Source organism: Candidatus Eremiobacteraceae bacterium, assembly GCA_036511855.1.
Classification (GTDB): Bacteria; Vulcanimicrobiota; Vulcanimicrobiia; order Eremiobacterales; family Eremiobacteraceae; genus JABCYQ01.
The window spans coordinates 1-17,469 of the sequence record DATCBN010000030.1; the positions used below are offsets into that span (position 1 = coordinate 1).

Below are 17,469 nucleotides of genomic sequence, written 5' to 3' on the forward strand. Positions count from 1 at the left end.
TACCTCGGAAAGGGTAGGAAAATGCCGAACAATCTCAGCGTTGTGTTAGTGCACGGCGGCTTCGTAGACGGCTAAGGCTGGATGGGCGTCTACAAAATCCTCAAGGAAGACGGTTTCGATGTCAGCGTCGTCCAGAATCCCGCCCTATCGCTCAAAGGACGGGTTCCTTTTCTTGGATAAGGCCAAATTTCCAGCCGCGTTCGCGGGCGACGTGGATGCCAACACGGCCGAGTTCATGGCCAACTCACAGGTGCCGTGGGGCGTGGATGCGCTTGCCGGCCAGATCACTGATCCAGCGTGGAAGACAAAGCCTAGTTGGCACCTGCTCGTCACAGACGACAAGACGATCCCGCTGCCGGCACAGCAGTTCATGTCCAAACGCGCCGGTTCGACCACGACGGAGGTCCCTGGTAGTCACGCGATTTACGTATCGAACCCACGTGCGGTCGCAAACCTTATCGAAACAGCCGCCGAAGGCGTGTTGGTCGCAACCTAAGCAAACGAATAGCGAGCACCGGACGTGCTATCCACTGGCTCGGGCAATTGCGCCGATCAGGTGGTTGGAACGTCCGGTGCGTTTCTATCACTACCTCGCCGCTTCAGAAGTCACAAAGGGTCGGTGTAGTGCACGCGCTCGAGATACAATCCGTGGGCCGGAGCCGTGAATCCGGCGTCGGCGCGCATAGCCGGCTCGAGCAGCCGCAACATATCGTCCGGATCGCGCTGCCCACGTCCGACCTGGACGAGCGTGCCGACGATGATGCGCACCATGTGATGCAGGTACGAGTCGGCGGTGATCCAGAGCTCGATAAAGTCGCGTTCGCGTTCGACGGCGAGCGACGTGACCGTGCGCCGGGTTCCGCCGCGCACTGGCGTCGTCGCGCAGAACGCCGCAAAGTCGTGTTCACCGACAAGCGCGTTTGCCGCCGCTTTGATCCTATCGAGGTCCAGGTGTGCGCCGATGTGAAACGCGCGATGTTCGTGCAACGGCGACGGCGCAGGACGATTGAGGACGCGATAACGGTAGGTTCGCGCAAGCGCCGAACCGCGAGCGGAAAAACCCGGGGCCCGCTCGACGGCGCGCACGACCGAGATGTGCGCGCTGCGAAGCATCGCGCTAAGCGCCACGGGCATTCTATACAGATCCGCCCCAGATTCGGTTACGAACGAGACGACTTGGCCCGTCGCATGCACTCCGGCATCCGTGCGCCCTGCGTTCACGACCCGAACAGGCTGACCGAGCAGCGTGCCCAGTGCAGCCTCAAGGGCGCCGGCGACGGTGGGCAACTCCGATTGCTTCTGCATGCCGTGCATGTAGGATCCGTCGTATTCCACGACGAGCGCGATGGTGCGCGACTTCGGTTCCATCGACGTGCGGCTAGCTCGACGCCTCTGGTTTTTGCAGTGGGAACAGCAGCACGTCTCGGATCGACGTCTGGCCCGTCAACAACATGACAAGCCGGTCGATGCCGATGCCGATGCCGCCGGTCGGAGGCATGCCGTATTCCAGCGCGTGGACGAAATCCCAATCGGGTTCGGGCGCTTCGGCGTCTCCCGCAGCGCGGTCGCGGGCCTGCGCGGCAAATCGCGCTCGCTGATCATCGGGGTCGTTCAGTTCCGAGAATGCGTTCGCCGCTTCCATGCGCGCGATGAACAGTTCGAAACGCTCCACGAGCTCCGGGTCACCTGGCTTGCGTTTGGCCAGCGGCGACAGCGCGACCGGATAGAAGAGCACGTAGGTCGGATCGTTGAGATGCGGTTCGACGAACTTTTCGAAGAGCTTGTCGATGACGTGCGCGTGGCTGTCTTTAGGTCCGACGTCGACGCGCGCCGCAAGGGCCGCGGCCCTCGCGCGTTCTTCCACCAGCACGTCTTCGCGCTCGAGCCCGCCGAATCGCTTCATCGCCTCGAGAAATTCGATGCGGGCGAACGGCGCCTGCAGCTTGATCTTGCCGTCCGCGAATTCGTGTTCGCCGCGAATGCCCGCGGCGGCGGCGACGTGCAAGATCAGGTCTTGCGATAGCTGGAGCATGCCTTCAAAATCGGTGTACGCTTCGTACAGCTCGAGCATGGTGAACTCGGGGTTGTGCGTCCGGTCGATGCCTTCGTTGCGGAACGTCCGTCCGATTTCGTAGACCTTTTCCATGCCGCCGACGATGCAGCGCTTGAGGTTCAGCTCCGTGGCGATGCGCAGCTGCAGCGGAATGTCCAGCGCATTTGAATGCGTGACAAACGGCCGTGCGTTCGCGCCGCCGGCCACGCTCATCAGGGTCGGCGTTTCCACTTCTGAGAAACCGCGATCGTCAAGGTAGCGCCGAATCCCCGAGATGATCTTGCTGCGCAAGAGCATCGTGTCGAGAACCGGCCGGTTGACGATGAGGTCCACGTAGCGCCGGCGATAGCGCGTTTCGGCGTCGGTCAGACCGTGAAATTTTTCCGGCAAAGGCCGCAGGCTTTTCGCAAGGACGACGAGTTCGCGCGCGCCGATCGTGAGCTCACCGGTCTTGGTGCGAAACGGCTCGCCCGTTACGCCGATCACGTCGCCGCGATCCAACGCATCTACGAGCGCGAATGCGTCGCTGAGATCGGCGGCGCTGAAGAACGCTTGGATTCGCCCGGATTGATCCGCCAGGTCGCCAAACGCCACTTTCTTGCCCATGCGCCGAAGGTTGCCCAACCTCCCGGCCACAGAGACGGATGCGCCGGAGTGTTCGCTCGGACCGAGACGATCGAACTCCTCGCGCAGCGCTGCCGCCGTGTGAGACCTGTGATAGACGGTGTGCGCGAACGGATCCAATCCGAGCGCGCGCAACCCTTCGAGTTTGGCGCGCCTGGCCTTGATGAGTTCGGCTTCGGTGGCGCCGAGCTCGGGCTCCCGGCTCATTTTGCCTTCGCTTTTGCGCCGGTCTTCCGATTGCCCCTGATGGACAGGATCTTGAGTTGGATCTCGCCGCCCGGCGTGGCGACGTTGAGCGTCTGGCCGGGCTTGGCGCCGATGAGCGCGATGCCGATCGGGGATTCGTTGGAGATCTTCGCGTTGAGCGGATCACTTTCCGTGGAGCCCACGATGGTGTAGTCGAGATCGGCGCCGGTGTTCATGTTCTTGATCTTGACCGTGCTGCCGAGGTGGACCTCGTCACCGCCGCCTTCGCTTTCTTCGATGATGCGCGCGCTGCGGATCATCACTTCGAGTTTTAGGATGCGGCCTTCGACGAAGGCTTGCTCTTGCTTCGCGTCCTCGTACTCCGCATTTTCAGAGATGTCGCCGAATTCTTTCGCTTGGCGAATGCGGTCGTTGACTTCTTTGCGGTGGACGGTCTTCAAGTCGTCAAGCTCGGCTTCGAGTTTGCGCAGGCCGTCTTCGGTGAGCAGGGTCTCTCTCTCGTTCATCGTTTCTCCAAGATAGCTAGCTGGTAACGGTCGATGTTATGCCGACCGGATTCAATTCCTTGATGCGCGGGCGGAATTGCAGGCGCCGCAGCAAGTCGACGTAGTCGCTTTCTGCGACTTCGTCCCAACGCTTGCCTAGCAGTGCGAGCAGCGCCGCCTCCATCACATTTGTGCCGAAGGAGCGGCCGCCAAGCTCGGGCGTGCTTGTGACGAGCCGCGCGACGCCGCGAACGCGAAGCTCCTCCACGTTTTTAGATGTGACGGTATTCGTGAGCACGGTCTTGCCGCGCATATCGTCGGGCATGTTCTGGCGGATGAAGTGGAAATCGCCCGCCACGACGGCCGCGCGCGCATAGTATTCCGGAAACTTCGGCTCTGGCGGCCGGTCTTGCTTTTTTCCCGTTGGATAGAAGAATTGGAACGGCAGCTTGCACGCATCGGGCAGATACTTCTCGGCGAGCGCTTCGAATTCGCTCAGCGACGATACCGGTTTGTCGATACCAAGCGCGAAGATGAAATCGCCGAACATCACGTCGGCACCGGCGGCCACGAGCGCTTGCGCCATCCCAAACCTATCGAGCGCGCTCACCATCAACACGGGCAAACCGCGAAAGTCGACGATCCCGTTCTCTTGCAAGTAGGTCACGGTCTCGCGCTCGAGCGTGTTCTTGAGCCCGCTGCCGTCCACCACCGGCGTGATCTTCACCGCCTCCAGCATGCGCAGGCCGTCGCGCATCGCAAAGCGCTTGGTGCCGGCATAAAGGTAGACGTCGATGCCGCCAAGCCCGATGGCATCGACGGTGCCGTCGAGTTCGCGCAAGGCTGCGATGGCGCGGTCGAGCGATCCGTCGAAGCCGATGCGCCGGATGTCGAACGTCTCGCCGAGCCACTGAGTCTCCACCCGGTGATCGCGCGACGACGATCCCAGGCTGACCGAGACGACTTTCTTCATTGCACCGCCGGCAGCGGGCGGACCTGATCGACCGAAATCGCGTGGCCGTTGGTGGATCGCGCCGCACGCGCAGCCCGCGCGAGCATCCGCGTCTTCGCGATCTTCTCTTCGGTGACCGGCTTGTCGAACGCGCGCATGCCGGCCAAGACGAAGCCGTGCTTTGCCGCCAGCTGTTCGATCTCGAGGACCTTGTGGATATTGATGCCGCGACCGAGCGAAAAATTCTCGATGCGATTTTCGAGGGTGAGGATCATGGTCTCGGACATGCACGCAAGCGCGACCGCATCGGGCAGACCGAAGTCGAAGTTGAAATTCGGATCGCCCGGCACGCGGATGTTTCCGCCTTCGGTGACGAGCACGTCCGGCCGCTCGGACGCGACGCGGCGCGAAACGTCGTGCGGCAGCGAGACCTCGCACACGACTGCGCCGGGCCGCAGGTCTTCCGGCTCGACGATGCACGAGGTTGCGGCAGTCGCGGTCAGGACGATGTCGGCGTTGCGAACGGCGTCGGCCACATCGGTCGTGCAGTCGAGCATGGCGCTGACGTGGGGCTGCATGGCGTGCCGAAGATTCTTCAAGCGAGTGGCGTTGCGCGCAGCGAGCGTGAGACGGGCGACCTTGTTCCCCAGGATCTGCGCACACGCCGAGCCGATGCTGCCGGTGGCGCCGATGACTGCTGCGCTCGCGGTGGAGAGATCGATGTCCATCTCGCGCGCCCCGCGCAGCAAGCTCTGGATGGCCGAAGCAATGGTATACGAGTTGCCGGTCGTGACGGCGATGGGGCAGTTCTCAGCCACCGTCACGCCGCCGTCGCCGACGACTGCGGTGAAGCCGCCTAGGCCGACGATGTCGCAGCCGAGCTCGGCGGCAAGATTGGCGCCGGCGATCACGCGCGCCATGGCCTCTTCTCGCGGCAATTCAAGCCACTGCTCGGGAAGCAGCGGCGTGCCGATGAAAAACCCTTCGATCTCCTCGCCGGTCAGGCTACGAACGCCGGTGATCGTCGAGACCTTGTAGGCCGGCATCCACTCGAGGATCTTTTTGATGAGCGGCATGCCCTTGCCGACTGCCTTTGGTTCGTACCGCAGGACATCGTCGTACGACAGCGGGTGGATGAGGAACCCGAACTTGCGCAAAGAGCGTGCCGCCTCGAGAGTTTCGCGTGCATTGGCAATCAGGATACCGGCCAGCTCTTTGCCGACCGGACCCGAAGTGCGACCTCGGTTATTATTACCCGACGCGGCCCTCCGGCCCTTCGCTCTTGGCTTTGAGCGCCCGCAGCATCATGAGAGAATTCTCTTCAACCTTCTTGTGAAGGATGGGTCCGATCAGCTCGGCGAGCGTGGGCACACCGAAGTCGTAGTCCACTGCGAGGACCACGTGCGTCACGCCATCGTGTTCCTCAAATGTCCAGAAACCCTCGAATTTGTCGAGATCGCCATCCAATAACCGGTAGTCGATGCGCGTGTGCTCGTCGTCGAACACGTCTTCTTCCGTCCATTCGATGGGCGCCTCTTCGACGAGCGTCTTCCAACGCGTTATAGTCTTCTTGCCGTCGCGGCGAACGATGTGGACGTACTCGACGTCGGGCATGAACTCGGCGTAGCGTTCCATGTCCTTCGCCAGTTCGTAGATCTTCCGCCGCGGCGCGGCGATATCTATTGCGGTTTCGACGTACGGCATGGCGAAATTACTCGAGGCCTTTCAGACTTCCGGCCCCGGGCGATTTCCGAGTCGGGCATAAAAAGGAAGCGGCCGAGTTGATCTCGACCGGCGCGGCCGTAGCGGATGTTCATCGGCCATTGAGGACCCCCAATTTTTCCTTGGCCTTCGCCGTTCCTTGTGCGAAGATAGCCATACCTTCATCGATTTCGGCTTCAGTGACGATGAGCGGCGGTTCGAGCCGGATCACGCGCTGTTCGTTCAGCGTATATGCTGCGGTCATGCCAAGTTTGAGACACTCCGGAATGATCACGCCCGCGTAACCCTCGCTCGTCAGTTCGACCCCGACGACGAGCCCGCGGCCGCGCACTTCGGCGATGACATCGGGCATGCGCGCCTGCAATGCTCGCGCCTTTTCGAGCAGATAGACGCCCATCGTGCGCGCTCGTTCGACGAGCCGTTCTTCCTTCAACACGCCGAGCGCCGCGAGCCCCGCCGTGCAGGCGAGCGGATTGCCGCCGAACGTCGAGGTGTGAACGAGCGGCGATTTGCCGAATGCTTGCATCCATACGTCGGGCCGCGCGATCGTCGCACCGATCGGCACAACACCGCCGGATAGTCCCTTGGCGACCGTGATGATGTCCGGCACGACGCCTTCGTGATCGACTCCCCAAAGGTAGCCGGTGCGCCCGAGCCCGGTCTGCACTTCATCAGCGATGAAGAGCGCGTTGTGCTTGTCGCAAAGTTCGCGCACGCCTCTGAGGTAGCCGTCGGGCGGCAAGATGACGCCGCCCTCGCATTGGATGGGTTCGACGATAAACGCGGCCGCGCCGGGCAGTGCGCGGTCGAGCGCGTCGAGATCGCCGAACTTCACGTGTTCGAATTCCGGCACCAGCGGCTTGAACGAATCTTTGAAGATGTCCCGTCCGGTCGCGGTCAAGCTGCCCATCGTCTTGCCGTGGTAAGCGTTATGCGTCGAGACGATATGCACGCGCTTGGTGGACAATCGCGCCATCTTCAGCGCCGCTTCCACTGCTTCGGTGCCGCTGTTCGAAAAGAAAGTGATCTGAAGGTCGCCGGGGGCGATCGCCGCGAGCTCTCGTGCGAGCGACCCCATCTGTTCGTTGAAGAACACACGTGTGGACAGCGACATGCGGTCGAGCTGCTTCTTGACCGCTGCCACCACTTTCGGATGGCTGTGGCCCAGAGTGAAGACGCCGTACCCGCCGCAAAAATCCAAATAGGATTTGCCGTTGCTATCGAAGACGCGGCAGCCCTGCGCGTGATCTTCCACGGGGGCGCCGGCGACTTTCATGAATCGCGCAAGCGGCGGATTCACGAACTCTTTATAGTCGGCATAGACTTTGTCGAAGAGCGAGATCTGTTCTGTGTCCAACTGTTTGGCCATGCACCGCTTGTTCCGTGCCGTGTTTGGCCGGGACCTTTTCCGTGCGTGCAGAGGGACGTGTACGGGCGCAAAGAACGAGTGCGGCGCGATGATGACTCGGTTCGCCAAATCAGGATACGTTAGGATTGCATATGCGGAAGCCGGAGCCGGCGATCCAGTCATCTTTCTGCATGGCGTTGGAGCGACCAAGCGCTGTTGGGCCGACCAGTTGCAAGCAATGTCGAATCGATTCCGCTGCATCGCGCTCGACTATCGCGGTTACGGCGAATCGGAGGTGCCGCCGTTAGAAAGCATTTCCCGCGAGGCGTACGCGCGCGACGTGGCTGCGGTGATGGACGCCGCGGGCATCGATCGAGCGGTGCTGTGCGGAAACTCCCTCGGCGGCGTAGTGGCCCTTGAGTTCTATAGTCAATTCCCCGAGCGCGTCAAGTCTCTGATCCTCGTGGATTCATTCGCCTACTATCCCGGCGGTGCGGAGAGTTTACCCGATCGCATCAAGACGCTCGACGACCTCGGCATTGATAAATTCGCCGAGACGCGATCGCGCGCTTTGTTTGGTCCGGATGCGCCGGAATCGCTCGTCGAGAGCGCCCGCGCCGACCTCGCGTCAATTCCGCTGGAAGTCTACAAGGCGTCGACGCGCGCGACGTGGACGGGCGACTACCGCGCCCTCTTGCCAAAGATCGAAGTAGGCGCACTCGTGATGTGGGGCGAGTACGATACGAAGATCGCGCCGCGTCCGCTTAGCGAGGAGCTCGCCCGCGCCATCCCGGCCTGCGGAGAAGTCAGCGAAGTCCCCCGCGCCGGCCATATCCCGCAGATGGAGAATCCGGTCGCTTTCAATGCCGTCGTCGCCGATTTTCTGAAGTAGCGCCGATGCTCGAACGTGAGATCAAACTCGACGCGCCGGCCTCGTTCAGGCTGGAGGCCGTGACCGCTCTCGGCGGCGGATATCGTCTGTCGAAGATCGAGACCGCGACATTTGATTCGCGCTATTTCGACACCGCAGATTTCCGGCTGACGCGCGCGGGTTGCTCGCTACGATATCGCACAGGCCAGGGCTGGACTTTGAAGCTGCCGCAGACGCCGGAACATGGGGAAATGGCGCGCCTTGAGCTTGCGTCGGACGCAGGGCCGCGCACGCCGCCGCCAGCGTTGCTCGATCTGATCACCGGATACGTCCGCACTCGGCGCATGCGCCCGATCGCGACATTGCGAACCGTTCGGCGCACTCTCAGCGTGCGCGGCGTAGGCGGCTCGATATTGGCCGAGATCGCCGAAGACGACGTGACGCACCTCGCGCTCGAAGGCAAGCCCTCCGGGTTCCGCGAGATCGAAGTGGAGCTGCGCGAACAGGCGCCGGCGGCGCTTCTCGTCGATCTTGCCCGCCGGCTTCAGGCGGTCGGCGCAGGCACGCTCATCCATGAATCCAAGATCCAGCGCGCGCTGGGCGGATCTGCTGCGCTCGTTCCGGAGCTGAGGCGGCCGCCCATCAGTCCTCATAGCGGCGTCGGCAATCTCATCCGCGCTGAGATTTCGAAATACGTCGCGGAGCTGCAAGCAAACGACGCGGCGATACGTCTCGGCTACGGTCCGGAGCCGCTGCACGTCGCGAGAGTCGCAACCCGGCGATTGCGGTCGACACTGCGCACGTTTAGGTCGGTGCTCGACCAATCGTGGGCGCAAAGGCTCAGCGATGATCTCGCCTGGCTCGGCAGATGCCTCGGCGCCGCGCGCGATGCCGACGTCCTCGTGCAACGGCTTCGCGAGAGCGCGGCGCAGCTCGACAACGATTTCGGCGCGCAGCGAGCGCGCTTCATCGCGGCGTTGCATGAAGGCCTCGATCCGAAATACCGTTCGGTCCGGCGCGCGCTGCGGTCGCCGCGATACGCGCGTCTGCTCGACAGGCTCGTGAACGCCGCATCGCACCCGAAGCTTGTAACCGGCGCGGAAATTCCGGCCAGGCTCCTCTTGCCGAAGCTGATTCGCGGGCCGTGGCGTAAGATGTGCAAAGCGGCAAAGCACGCCGACGCGCGTTCGCCGGATGACCAACTCCATGCGCTCCGAATCCGCGTCCGACGGTGCCGGTACGCCGTTGAAACCGGTCAGCAAGTGCTGGGGCCGGCCGCGGAAAAATTCGCGGCGAAGCTGGCCCAGCTGCAAGAGGCGCTCGGCGAACAGCACGACGCGGTGGTCGCACAGGATTACATCAAGAACGTAGCTGCGAAAGCGCGGGCGTCTCGAGTCGGCGCCGCGCTGCTCGATCGGGAACGGCGTATCGACTTTCGCTGCCGTCGCGCTTGGTCAAAGGCGTGGACGAAGGTGAAACGGGCGAAGTTCTTCTGAGGCTGCTATGCCCCGAGCTTCGTGCCGCACTCGCCGCAGAATTTAGCTCCCGCCGGGTTCTCTGCTTTGCAATTCGGGCACGCGACGGTCTGGGTCATCGGCGCGCCGCAGTCGTTGCAGAATTTCGCCGTTGTTGAATTCTTCGCTCCGCATTTCGGACAGGCGGCCGTTGCCGCGGGTGCGGCCACCGGCGCCGAGGTCTGCGCCGCATTTGCCTGCATCGCTTGGTTGATCATGCCGGGCATCGCAAACCCAAGTCCGGCGCCGATGCCCAAACCGGCGGTGGCGCCTGCCGCGCCGCCCTGATTCTGAGCCGCGTCTTCAACCGCGCGTGCGGCTTTGAACTGCATGTACGTGTTCATGTTGCCGATCACGCCCATGCCCGTGCGCTCATCGATGGCCTTTTGCACGTCTTCGGGCGCGGTGATGGCGTTGATGAGGAAGTCGACGATCTCCACGCCGTATTGGCCGAAATCGTCTTTGATGCGCGCCTTAGTGGCGGCGCTCAGCGCATCGTATTGCTTCGGCAGGTCGAGGAGGCTCTTCACCGTCTCGCCGAGCAAGCTGTTGAGGCGCGCGATGATCATGTTCCGGAAGAAATCTTGCAGCGCGTCGGAAGTGTAGACGTTTTGCGTGCCGACGATCTTGTTCACGAACAACTGCGCGTCATTCACGCGGACGCTGAACGCGCCGTATGCGCGCAAACGCACCATCGAGAATTCGGCATCCCGGAAAAGGATCGGCTCGGCCGTGCCCCAGCGCAGGTTCGTGAAGACCTGCATGCCGACGAAATAGACTTCGGATTGGAACGGCGAGGTGCCGCCGAAGGGCATGGAGAGCAAGCCGGTGATCAGCGGCAGATTCTGCGTGGACAGTGTGAAACGGCCGGCACCGAACGTGTCGAGCGCCCTGCCGTCGCGGAAGAACACGGCCGCCTGGCTCTCTTGGACGATCAACTGGCTGCCCCACTTTATGTCGGTCGAGCCGGTCTCCGGCCAACGGTGAACCATCTGCTGCCCGGTGTTGTCAAAGAATTCGATGACGGAGAGGCCGAGTGCCATGACGTCCCTTTCAGAGGCGATGTCGAAGATGCGGGCTTGCGCCGGCCGGTGGTCGAGCGCCTGTACATACCCTATCGGGCGGCAACTGTTTCACGCGTTCCGATTGGCTGTCCCGCCGCACATGTACAAGGTCGCTAGAGGAACTCCCGCTCCTTGGCCTCCGGCCCCACCGCCGCCAAAATCCCGACGGCGGCGAACGTCGCGAGTGCGACGATGGCGAGCACGCGGGCGTAGTCGGCGCCCCCGCCCGGCAGCGGAAACTTTGCGGCGAGCAGCGCTTGCATCTGCGCGGCGCCGGCGGATATGAGGTTCCCCATCTGATACGTGAAACCCGGAAACGTTCCGCGCACGTCGGCCGGCGACAATTCGTTGAGGTGCGCGGGAACGATTCCCCACGCTCCCTGCACCATGAACTGCATGCAGAACCCGCCGAGCCCGAGCAGCGCAGCGCTGGAAGCGAATGCCCACAGCGGCACGACACACGCGCCCAACACGACGGCGGTCACGATCGCCCGTCGCCTCCCGAGGCGCTGCGAGATCGATCCGAAAATTGTGCCGCCGATGATCGCGCCGACGTTCATGACGATGGTCAGCGCGGTGACTTGACCGACCGTGAATGCGCGCTGCTTCTGCAGAAATGTGGGATAGAGATCCTGCGTGCCGTGCGACATGAAGTTGAACGCCGCCATGAGCAATATCGCATAGCCGAAGAGCGGCGCGTTGGCGGTGATGCTGCGCCAAAGGCCGCCGGTCTGACCGGTGCGCGCAGCGGCATTTTTCTTCCACGCGTCGGACTCTGCCACTTGCGAACGGATGTAGAGGATCAGCAGTGCAGGCACCGCGCCGACGATGAACATGGCGCGCCAACCAAGGTGGTAGTAGTTAACGAAAAAGTATGCAACTGCCGCGATAAGATAACCCGACGCGTACCCCTGCTGCAAGACGCCGGAAAAGAATCCGCGCGCCTGTGGCGGCAGCGCCTCCATTGCAAGCGCCGCGCCCACTCCCCATTCGCCGCCCATCGCGATGCCGTACAACGCTCGCAATCCGATGAACGCCCAATAGTTCGGCGCGAACGCCGTGAGCAATTCCAGCAGTGAATAGATGGCGATGTCGACCATCAGCGGCACGCGCCGGCCGTAGCGGTCCGCGAACCAGCCGAAGATGAGCGCGCCGAGCGGGCGCATCATGAGGGTGATCGTGATCGCGAAGGCGACGTCCGGAATCGCGCGGCCGAATTCGCCGGCGATCTTGACCACGACGAACGTCACCAGGAAGTAATCGAATGCGTCGAGCGTCCAACCAAGGAAGCTCGCGACGAAGGTCTTTTGCTGGCTGCTCGAGAGCGATCGAACGATGGCGAGCGCTGTCATGGCGCGCACGTTCTTGGACGCGCGCCCGGACTCATGCTCGGGGTATCGTCTCTAATTCAGGACTGGCGCACGGTATCGACGGAAGTTTTCTCGGCGAACAGACGTTGCCAACCCGCTCTCATGAACGATTCTGCCGACTGCGGCGCGAGTGGGTCGTAGCGGTGCACGCCGACGTGAAGCGCCAAATCCAAACGTTCGAGTCTCGGCCCGAGGGCATCGAGAGCATTTGCGACCCGCGCGCGCAAGTCGTTCTGCGCGTGCGCGTCGCCCGGCATCAGCAACGCCGCGAACTCGTCGCCTTTACATCGCGCCGCAAACTCGCCGGGCTGCAACGCAGAGCCGATGACGCGCGACGTCAAGACGAGCAATTCGTTGCCGACGTTCCGTCCGGCATCGCGGTTCGCGGCCCGCAGACCAGCGACGTCGAACATGGCCACGTCGAAGCCGACGCGCGTCGCGTCGGCCAAGGCGATCGCGCGCTCGAGATGAATTCCAAATGCGCGCGCGGTGCCTAGTCCGGTGAGATCGTTCACCAGTGCCAGCTCGTGGATTTCCGCAGCCTGCTTGTCGACGACGTACATGTCGATCTTCGCGTCGCACAGGAGCACCGCCGCCGGGATGAGCGCTGCGATCAACGCGTAGGCGGTGGAGACGAGCACGGCTTCGGACCCTCCCGTGCTCACGGCGATGGTCGCGGCGGCGCTCAATGCGCCCGCCGCTACGGCGGCGATCATCCAATCTCGCAGAATCGTCCGGTGCCCGGGTGCGAAAATCAGCGTGACGGCTGCCGCCGCGTATGCGCCGACGGTCCACGCCGCCCAAGCAGACGAATCGGCTTCGCCCGCGGCCGCAAATCTCAGTGAGCTCCAAACAATGACCGTTGCCGACGCGATGGCTATGCCGTTTGCCCAGAAGAGCACGGCCATCGCCTTCGGCCGCGGAAGCCGCTTGTATCGCTGGCGCGTATCCGAGTAGTACCCGCGTTCGGCGCTGCGCCGCTGCTTTCGCGCCCAGTACCAATCGATCGCGCCGAACATCGTGATCCCCACCGCGCAACCCAGAGCCCACGCAGCCCAGAGCCAGCCGCCGCGGGTGTTGCCTGCCCACGCGTGAGCCGCCAGCAATATTCCGGAATATGTAAACGTCGCGGCAAGAGCGGCGAGAGCGGGCGATCGGCTTATCGCGAGGCGGCTGCTCAACAGAAACGCGCAGACGACGCTCGCAAGAGATGCCGCGGAGCTCGCCGTGACCGCATCGATCGGCGCGAAATGCAGCCGCGGTGCCTCAAGCTGCGAAAACATTGCCGCGAACACCGCACCCAACGCGGCGCAAAAAATCACGACCGCTGTGCGGACGCGCGGCCGATAACGCAAGATCTTTGTCCGGGCCGGAACCGTGACGACTCCGGTTACCCCGGCCTCCGAATCTGGAACAAAGACGAAATCTGCGGTTGACATAATCGTGTAATCCCCATTTCACCCGCAGTCCGGTCGAGGCCCCACGGTCATCAATCCAATAGGTCTAGGCCTTTCATCCCTGAATTCGGCCTTCGCCGGAATCATATGAAGCGGCGAGCTAGAGCTCGCCGATCGTCGTCGTAGTAGGGTGAGCAACGCTCACCCATGGGCAAGCGATGCTTGCCCTCGTACGGCTCGCCGTCCTACAAGATACGCTCGGCTACAGCAAACCAGCATACGGCGTAGGGAGCCCGTCGAACATATGTTGCCTGCCCTCGAAGCGTTTGTCGAATTCGTCGATGAGCGCGTCGAGCGAAGCAAGCGCAGCGCGGATCTGTTCGGCGTCGGTACCGGCCGACTCCACGGCGCTCGCCGCGATATCGAATCGAGGCACGTCGGCCATGATCGATGCGTCATATTGGTAGAGCTGAAGCAGTTGCGCATCGCCGAGCTGCACCCGGTCGAACACCGCCGAAAATCCGTAGTCGGCGAACTGCATGCGATCGATCAGCCGCTCCAACTTGCGTCCGCTTTGATCGATGATCGCAAGCGTTTCGAGGTTGCCCGAGCGCGAGAGCGAGTCGACGACGCGGTCGAGCCGGTCGTTCACCTTAGAAAGATGCTCGCCGATGACGGCGCGCAATTGCTTGTCGGCGATGCGCCGGTCTTCGGCGGCTTTGTAGCCGGCAAAGCCGGGAACGTGCATGGCCAAATTGTTGAGCGCCTCGCCGATCGTGGCGGGGTGCCCGATCAAAGATTCGACCGCACCCGGAGCGGCGGCGACTGTGGGTGTGCCGCCGGGGAGCGGCGTCGGGTTTGTCTCCATGAGTGATCGTGTACTCCTCTGGCTTGGGCATCGATGCGCCCGGGTCTTATGATTATATCGCACGCGTCCTACCGTTGTTACACGTCGTGACGCTTCGCTGGCGGGACGGCCGCCTAGACCGCGACGTCTACTTCATCTAGTGCAGGCACTTCGGCCGACGGCCGGTTCCGCGCATCGGCCAACAGCGCTCGGACCGCATCGGCCTCCGCCAAATTGTTGATCTGTTCGCGCAGACTCGAGGCGCCGGCGATGCCGCGGATGTACCAAGCGAGGTGCTTGCGCATTTGGAAGACGCCCGATTTTTCGCCGTAACGCTCGACCATGGCGTCGAAGTGAACGCGAGCGAAATCGATGCGCTCGGCGACGGTCGGCGGCGCCGGTTGCGGCAGGCCTTGCATCGCGGCCGCGATGCCGCGGATGAGCCAAGGATTGCCCAGTGCGGCGCGGCCCACCATCACCGCGTCGACGCCGGATTCATGATAGCATCGCACTGCGTCTGCGGGCGACGCTATGTCGCCGTTGCCGATGACGGGCACCGACACGACTTCTTTGAGGCGCGCGATGTACGACCAATCGGCAGACGGCTTGTAGAACTGTTTGCCGTAGCGCCCGTGGAGGGTGAAAGCGTCGATGCCGACCGCCTCCGCGCGTTTGGCGATTTCCAAGTACGTGTAGTTGTCGCGCTCCCAGCCTAGCCGCATCTTCACGGTGACGGGCACGCGCTTGACGGCCTTGCGCACGGCCGCACAAATGGCCACCGCGAGATCGGGATCGCGTAAGATCGCGGCGCCGTCGCCGCCTTTGACGATCTTCGGTGCCGGGCAGCCGAAGTTGATGTCCACGATGTCCGCGCCGCACTCCTCGACGAACGCTGCCGCCTGCGCCATGACCGCAGGGTCGTTGCCGTGAAGCTGAACCGATGTGGGCCGTTCGTCCGCGTACACGTCGATCATCTCAAGCGTGCGGCGGTTCATGCGTATGAGCGACTGTGCCGAAACGAACTCGCTGACCGTCAGGCCGAAGCCAAACGGCTTGAACAGCTTGCGGAATAGCGCGTTGGTGACGCCCGCCATCGGCGCGAGAGCCAAGGGGGGAGATATCTCGATGCCGGCGATCGTGAGCGGTGGGAACGCATTCATGACAGTTCGAGCTTCTTCGCGCCGGCGCGCGATGCGGCCTGGCAAGAGCGACCCGCAGACGAGGCGAAGAGCGCACATCCAGTCCCCGAAAGGATCCGAACATGAGCGGCGCCATCCTCGAAGTTCCCGCACCGGTGCTTGACGATGTCATCAAGCTGCGGCGCGATTTCCACATGCATCCCGAACTCGGTTTCGAAGAAGTCCGCACGGCGGGCATCGTCGCCGATCGTCTCAAGGCTCTCGGATATGAAGTCCGCACCGGTATCGGTGAGACGGGAGTCGTCGGGATTTTGCGCACGAAAAAGCCGGGCCGCACCATTTTGCTGCGCGCGGACATGGACGGGCTTCCGGTGCAGGAAGAGAGCGGTGTCGGTTTCTCGTCGCGCGAGAACGGCAAGATGCATGCGTGCGGCCACGACGGCCACGTGGCCATATTGCTCGGCGCGGCGCAGATGATCATGGAACGCCGCGATCTGCTTTGCGGCACGATCGTGCTTTGTTTTCAGCCGGCTGAGGAAGGGAAAGGCGGCGCGAAGGCCATGATCGACGACGGCGTGCTCGAAGATCCGCACGTCGACAAGGTCTACGGACTTCATCTCGCGTCGTTGTATCCAGTGGGCGTGATCGCCGTCCGGCCCGGCCCTGTGATGGCGTCGAGCGATTCCATCGAAATCACGATCCGCGGGCGCGGCGGCCATGGCGCGGCGCCGCATCAGACCGTTGATCCGATCCTCACGGCAGCTCAGTTCGTCACAAGCGTGCAATCCGTCGTCAGCCGTTCCGTCGATCCCATACAGCCTGCCGTTGTGACCATCGGTTCTATCCATGGCGGCAACATCCACAACGTGATTCCGGACAACGTCTCCATGCTCGGCACCGTGCGCGCGTTCGACGCGGACGTACGCGAGCAGATGAAGCCGCGGATAGAAGCCGTGCTCAAAGGCTGCTGCGACGGAGCCGGCGCCGCCTACGACTACAACTACTTGTGGCGCTATCCGGTCACGGTGAATAACGCCGCCGAGGCCGCGTATGTCGCGGATCTCGCCGCCAAGACTCTAGGGCCGTCTCGTTCCGTCGAATTCGAACGAACCATGGGCGCGGAAGATTTCTCGTTCATGCTCGAGCAGAGACCGGGCGCGTTCTTCTTCGTCGGCGTGCAGAGCGGGCCGGCGACGGCGGTCGCACATCACAACGCGAGGTTCGCCATCGATGAGGATTGTCTCGAAGCCGGTGTGCAGATGATGACGGCGCTCGCTCTGGACGCGCCAAAAATAGCGCAGGCGTGAAGGCGTTCTGGCGCTGGACGGGCACGATTTTTTTCGCGCTCGTCTTCGTCTTTTTGGTGATGACCGGCATCGGCACATCGCTGCCGATCGATCATCATGCGGTATGCTCCGCGAACTATGCGAGACCAGTCCATTTTTTATTCGCGGTGGTGGAAAACGACGACACGTCGGTGTATTGGCGGCCTGAAATCTCGCGCGCCGAGCTCGTGTCGGGGCGCGGTGCGACGGCGGTATGGCGCGAGACCGACACTCATGGCAGCGCGATCATCTACCGCACGATCGCATATGCCGAAGACAACAAGTTGGTGCGCACCATCGACTTCGTGCCGGGCATGCCGTTCGGCGGTACGTGGGCGTACATTTTCTCAGCCGAGTCGGGAAGGCTTGCGATCGCTCCAATCAACGGCTCGGGATTAACGATCATCGAAGACGGCAAGATCTACAATCCGTTTTTCCGGTTCATGGCGCGCTACGTCTTTGGCTACACGCAGACCATGAAGACGTATCTCACGGACCTCGCTCGGCTCACACACGATAAACCCGCGATCACCTGTGCGGCGAATCCGTAG

General features: G+C 62.7%; 17 protein-coding genes. 5 read left to right on the top strand and 12 right to left on the bottom strand.

What is annotated here, in order from left to right:
• Window positions 1-118 precede the first annotated feature (118 nt).
• Window positions 119-496, top strand: coding sequence for an alpha/beta hydrolase (locus VII69_04600; GenBank protein ID HEY5094382.1), 378 nt, complete (start codon window positions 119-121; stop codon window positions 494-496).
• A 110-nt stretch (window positions 497-606) separates the two neighbouring features.
• On the opposite strand, the gene truA is transcribed toward VII69_04600, so the two are convergent.
• The 7 genes from truA to VII69_04635 all read right to left on the bottom strand — a co-directional run bounded on the left by truA (window position 607) and on the right by VII69_04635 (window position 7,412).
• Window positions 607-1,368 carry a tRNA pseudouridine(38-40) synthase TruA gene (truA, locus tag VII69_04605; protein HEY5094383.1) on the bottom strand — a complete coding sequence of 254 codons (762 nt, stop codon included), beginning with the start codon at window positions 1,366-1,368 and terminating at the stop codon, window positions 607-609.
• Window positions 1,369-1,378: 10 nt separating this feature from the next.
• Window positions 1,379-2,884: a lysine--tRNA ligase gene (gene lysS, locus VII69_04610; GenBank protein ID HEY5094384.1), complete on the bottom strand. Its 1,506-nt coding sequence runs from the start codon at window positions 2,882-2,884 to the stop codon at window positions 1,379-1,381.
• Window positions 2,881-3,390, bottom strand: coding sequence for a transcription elongation factor GreA (gene greA, locus VII69_04615; protein HEY5094385.1), 510 nt, complete (start codon window positions 3,388-3,390; stop codon window positions 2,881-2,883). The genes lysS and greA overlap by 4 nt, the downstream gene beginning before the upstream one ends.
• A gap of 16 nt (window positions 3,391-3,406) precedes the next feature.
• Window positions 3,407-4,342 (bottom strand): hypothetical protein, encoded by a 936-nt coding sequence (locus tag VII69_04620; protein HEY5094386.1) that lies wholly within the window; start codon window positions 4,340-4,342, stop codon window positions 3,407-3,409.
• Window positions 4,339-5,478 (bottom strand): NAD(P)H-binding protein, encoded by a 1,140-nt coding sequence (locus VII69_04625; GenBank protein ID HEY5094387.1) that lies wholly within the window; start codon window positions 5,476-5,478, stop codon window positions 4,339-4,341. The genes VII69_04620 and VII69_04625 overlap by 4 nt, the downstream gene beginning before the upstream one ends.
• Before the next feature lie 94 nt (window positions 5,479-5,572).
• Window positions 5,573-6,025: an SRPBCC family protein gene (locus tag VII69_04630; protein ID HEY5094388.1), complete on the bottom strand. Its 453-nt coding sequence runs from the start codon at window positions 6,023-6,025 to the stop codon at window positions 5,573-5,575.
• A 109-nt stretch (window positions 6,026-6,134) separates the two neighbouring features.
• On the bottom strand, window positions 6,135-7,412 hold the full coding sequence (locus tag VII69_04635) for an aspartate aminotransferase family protein (GenBank protein ID HEY5094389.1): 1,278 nt from the start codon (window positions 7,410-7,412) through the stop codon (window positions 6,135-6,137).
• A 91-nt stretch (window positions 7,413-7,503) separates the two neighbouring features.
• Between VII69_04635 and VII69_04640 the strand changes: the two genes are divergently transcribed.
• Window positions 7,504-8,283, top strand: a complete 780-nt coding sequence (locus VII69_04640) for an alpha/beta hydrolase (protein ID HEY5094390.1) — start codon at window positions 7,504-7,506, stop codon at window positions 8,281-8,283.
• Window positions 8,284-8,288: 5 nt separating this feature from the next.
• On the top strand, window positions 8,289-9,758 hold the full coding sequence (locus VII69_04645; GenBank protein HEY5094391.1) for a CYTH and CHAD domain-containing protein: 1,470 nt from the start codon (window positions 8,289-8,291) through the stop codon (window positions 9,756-9,758).
• A 5-nt stretch (window positions 9,759-9,763) separates the two neighbouring features.
• Here VII69_04645 and VII69_04650 read toward each other — a convergent pair whose 3' ends face one another.
• From VII69_04650 to dusB, 5 genes are all read right to left on the bottom strand, one after another.
• The gene (locus VII69_04650) at window positions 9,764-10,819 is read right to left on the bottom strand and encodes an SPFH domain-containing protein (GenBank protein HEY5094392.1); all 1,056 of its coding nucleotides are present in this window, start codon (window positions 10,817-10,819) and stop codon (window positions 9,764-9,766) included.
• A 134-nt stretch (window positions 10,820-10,953) separates the two neighbouring features.
• The gene (locus tag VII69_04655) at window positions 10,954-12,192 is read right to left on the bottom strand and encodes an MFS transporter (GenBank protein HEY5094393.1); all 1,239 of its coding nucleotides are present in this window, start codon (window positions 12,190-12,192) and stop codon (window positions 10,954-10,956) included.
• Window positions 12,193-12,248: 56 nt separating this feature from the next.
• Entirely contained in the window at window positions 12,249-13,649 is a 1,401-nt protein-coding gene (locus VII69_04660; GenBank protein ID HEY5094394.1) for a GGDEF domain-containing protein, read from the bottom strand.
• 220 nt (window positions 13,650-13,869) lie between these two features.
• On the bottom strand, window positions 13,870-14,475 hold the full coding sequence (locus VII69_04665; GenBank protein HEY5094395.1) for a hypothetical protein: 606 nt from the start codon (window positions 14,473-14,475) through the stop codon (window positions 13,870-13,872).
• A 113-nt stretch (window positions 14,476-14,588) separates the two neighbouring features.
• Window positions 14,589-15,692, bottom strand: a complete 1,104-nt coding sequence (gene dusB / locus VII69_04670; protein ID HEY5094396.1) for a tRNA dihydrouridine synthase DusB — start codon at window positions 15,690-15,692, stop codon at window positions 14,589-14,591.
• A gap of 23 nt (window positions 15,693-15,715) precedes the next feature.
• Between dusB and VII69_04675 the strand changes: the two genes are divergently transcribed.
• Window positions 15,716-16,900: a M20 family metallopeptidase gene (locus tag VII69_04675; GenBank protein HEY5094397.1), complete on the top strand. Its 1,185-nt coding sequence runs from the start codon at window positions 15,716-15,718 to the stop codon at window positions 16,898-16,900.
• Window positions 16,897-17,469 (top strand): hypothetical protein, encoded by a 573-nt coding sequence (locus VII69_04680; GenBank protein ID HEY5094398.1) that lies wholly within the window; start codon window positions 16,897-16,899, stop codon window positions 17,467-17,469. Before VII69_04675 ends, VII69_04680 begins: the two co-directional genes overlap by 4 nt.

Coding starts and splice junctions, on each gene's coding strand:
- truA (HEY5094383.1), bottom strand. CDS start 1,368: ATGGAACCGAAGTCGCGCACCATCGCGCTCGTCGTGGAATACGACGGA.
- VII69_04620 (HEY5094386.1), bottom strand. CDS start 4,342: ATGAAGAAAGTCGTCTCGGTCAGCCTGGGATCGTCGTCGCGCGATCAC.
- VII69_04635 (HEY5094389.1), bottom strand. CDS start 7,412: ATGGCCAAACAGTTGGACACAGAACAGATCTCGCTCTTCGACAAAGTC.
- VII69_04675 (HEY5094397.1), top strand. CDS start 15,716: ATGAGCGGCGCCATCCTCGAAGTTCCCGCACCGGTGCTTGACGATGTC.
- lysS (HEY5094384.1), bottom strand. CDS start 2,884: ATGAGCCGGGAGCCCGAGCTCGGCGCCACCGAAGCCGAACTCATCAAG.
- VII69_04655 (HEY5094393.1), bottom strand. CDS start 12,192: ATGACAGCGCTCGCCATCGTTCGATCGCTCTCGAGCAGCCAGCAAAAG.
- VII69_04645 (HEY5094391.1), top strand. CDS start 8,289: ATGCTCGAACGTGAGATCAAACTCGACGCGCCGGCCTCGTTCAGGCTG.
- VII69_04660 (HEY5094394.1), bottom strand. CDS start 13,649: ATGTCAACCGCAGATTTCGTCTTTGTTCCAGATTCGGAGGCCGGGGTA.
- VII69_04665 (HEY5094395.1), bottom strand. CDS start 14,475: ATGGAGACAAACCCGACGCCGCTCCCCGGCGGCACACCCACAGTCGCC.
- VII69_04600 (HEY5094382.1), top strand. CDS start 119: ATGTCAGCGTCGTCCAGAATCCCGCCCTATCGCTCAAAGGACGGGTTC.
- greA (HEY5094385.1), bottom strand. CDS start 3,390: ATGAACGAGAGAGAGACCCTGCTCACCGAAGACGGCCTGCGCAAACTC.
- VII69_04640 (HEY5094390.1), top strand. CDS start 7,504: ATGACTCGGTTCGCCAAATCAGGATACGTTAGGATTGCATATGCGGAA.
- dusB (HEY5094396.1), bottom strand. CDS start 15,692: ATGTGCGCTCTTCGCCTCGTCTGCGGGTCGCTCTTGCCAGGCCGCATC.
- VII69_04630 (HEY5094388.1), bottom strand. CDS start 6,025: ATGCCGTACGTCGAAACCGCAATAGATATCGCCGCGCCGCGGCGGAAG.
- VII69_04650 (HEY5094392.1), bottom strand. CDS start 10,819: ATGGCACTCGGCCTCTCCGTCATCGAATTCTTTGACAACACCGGGCAG.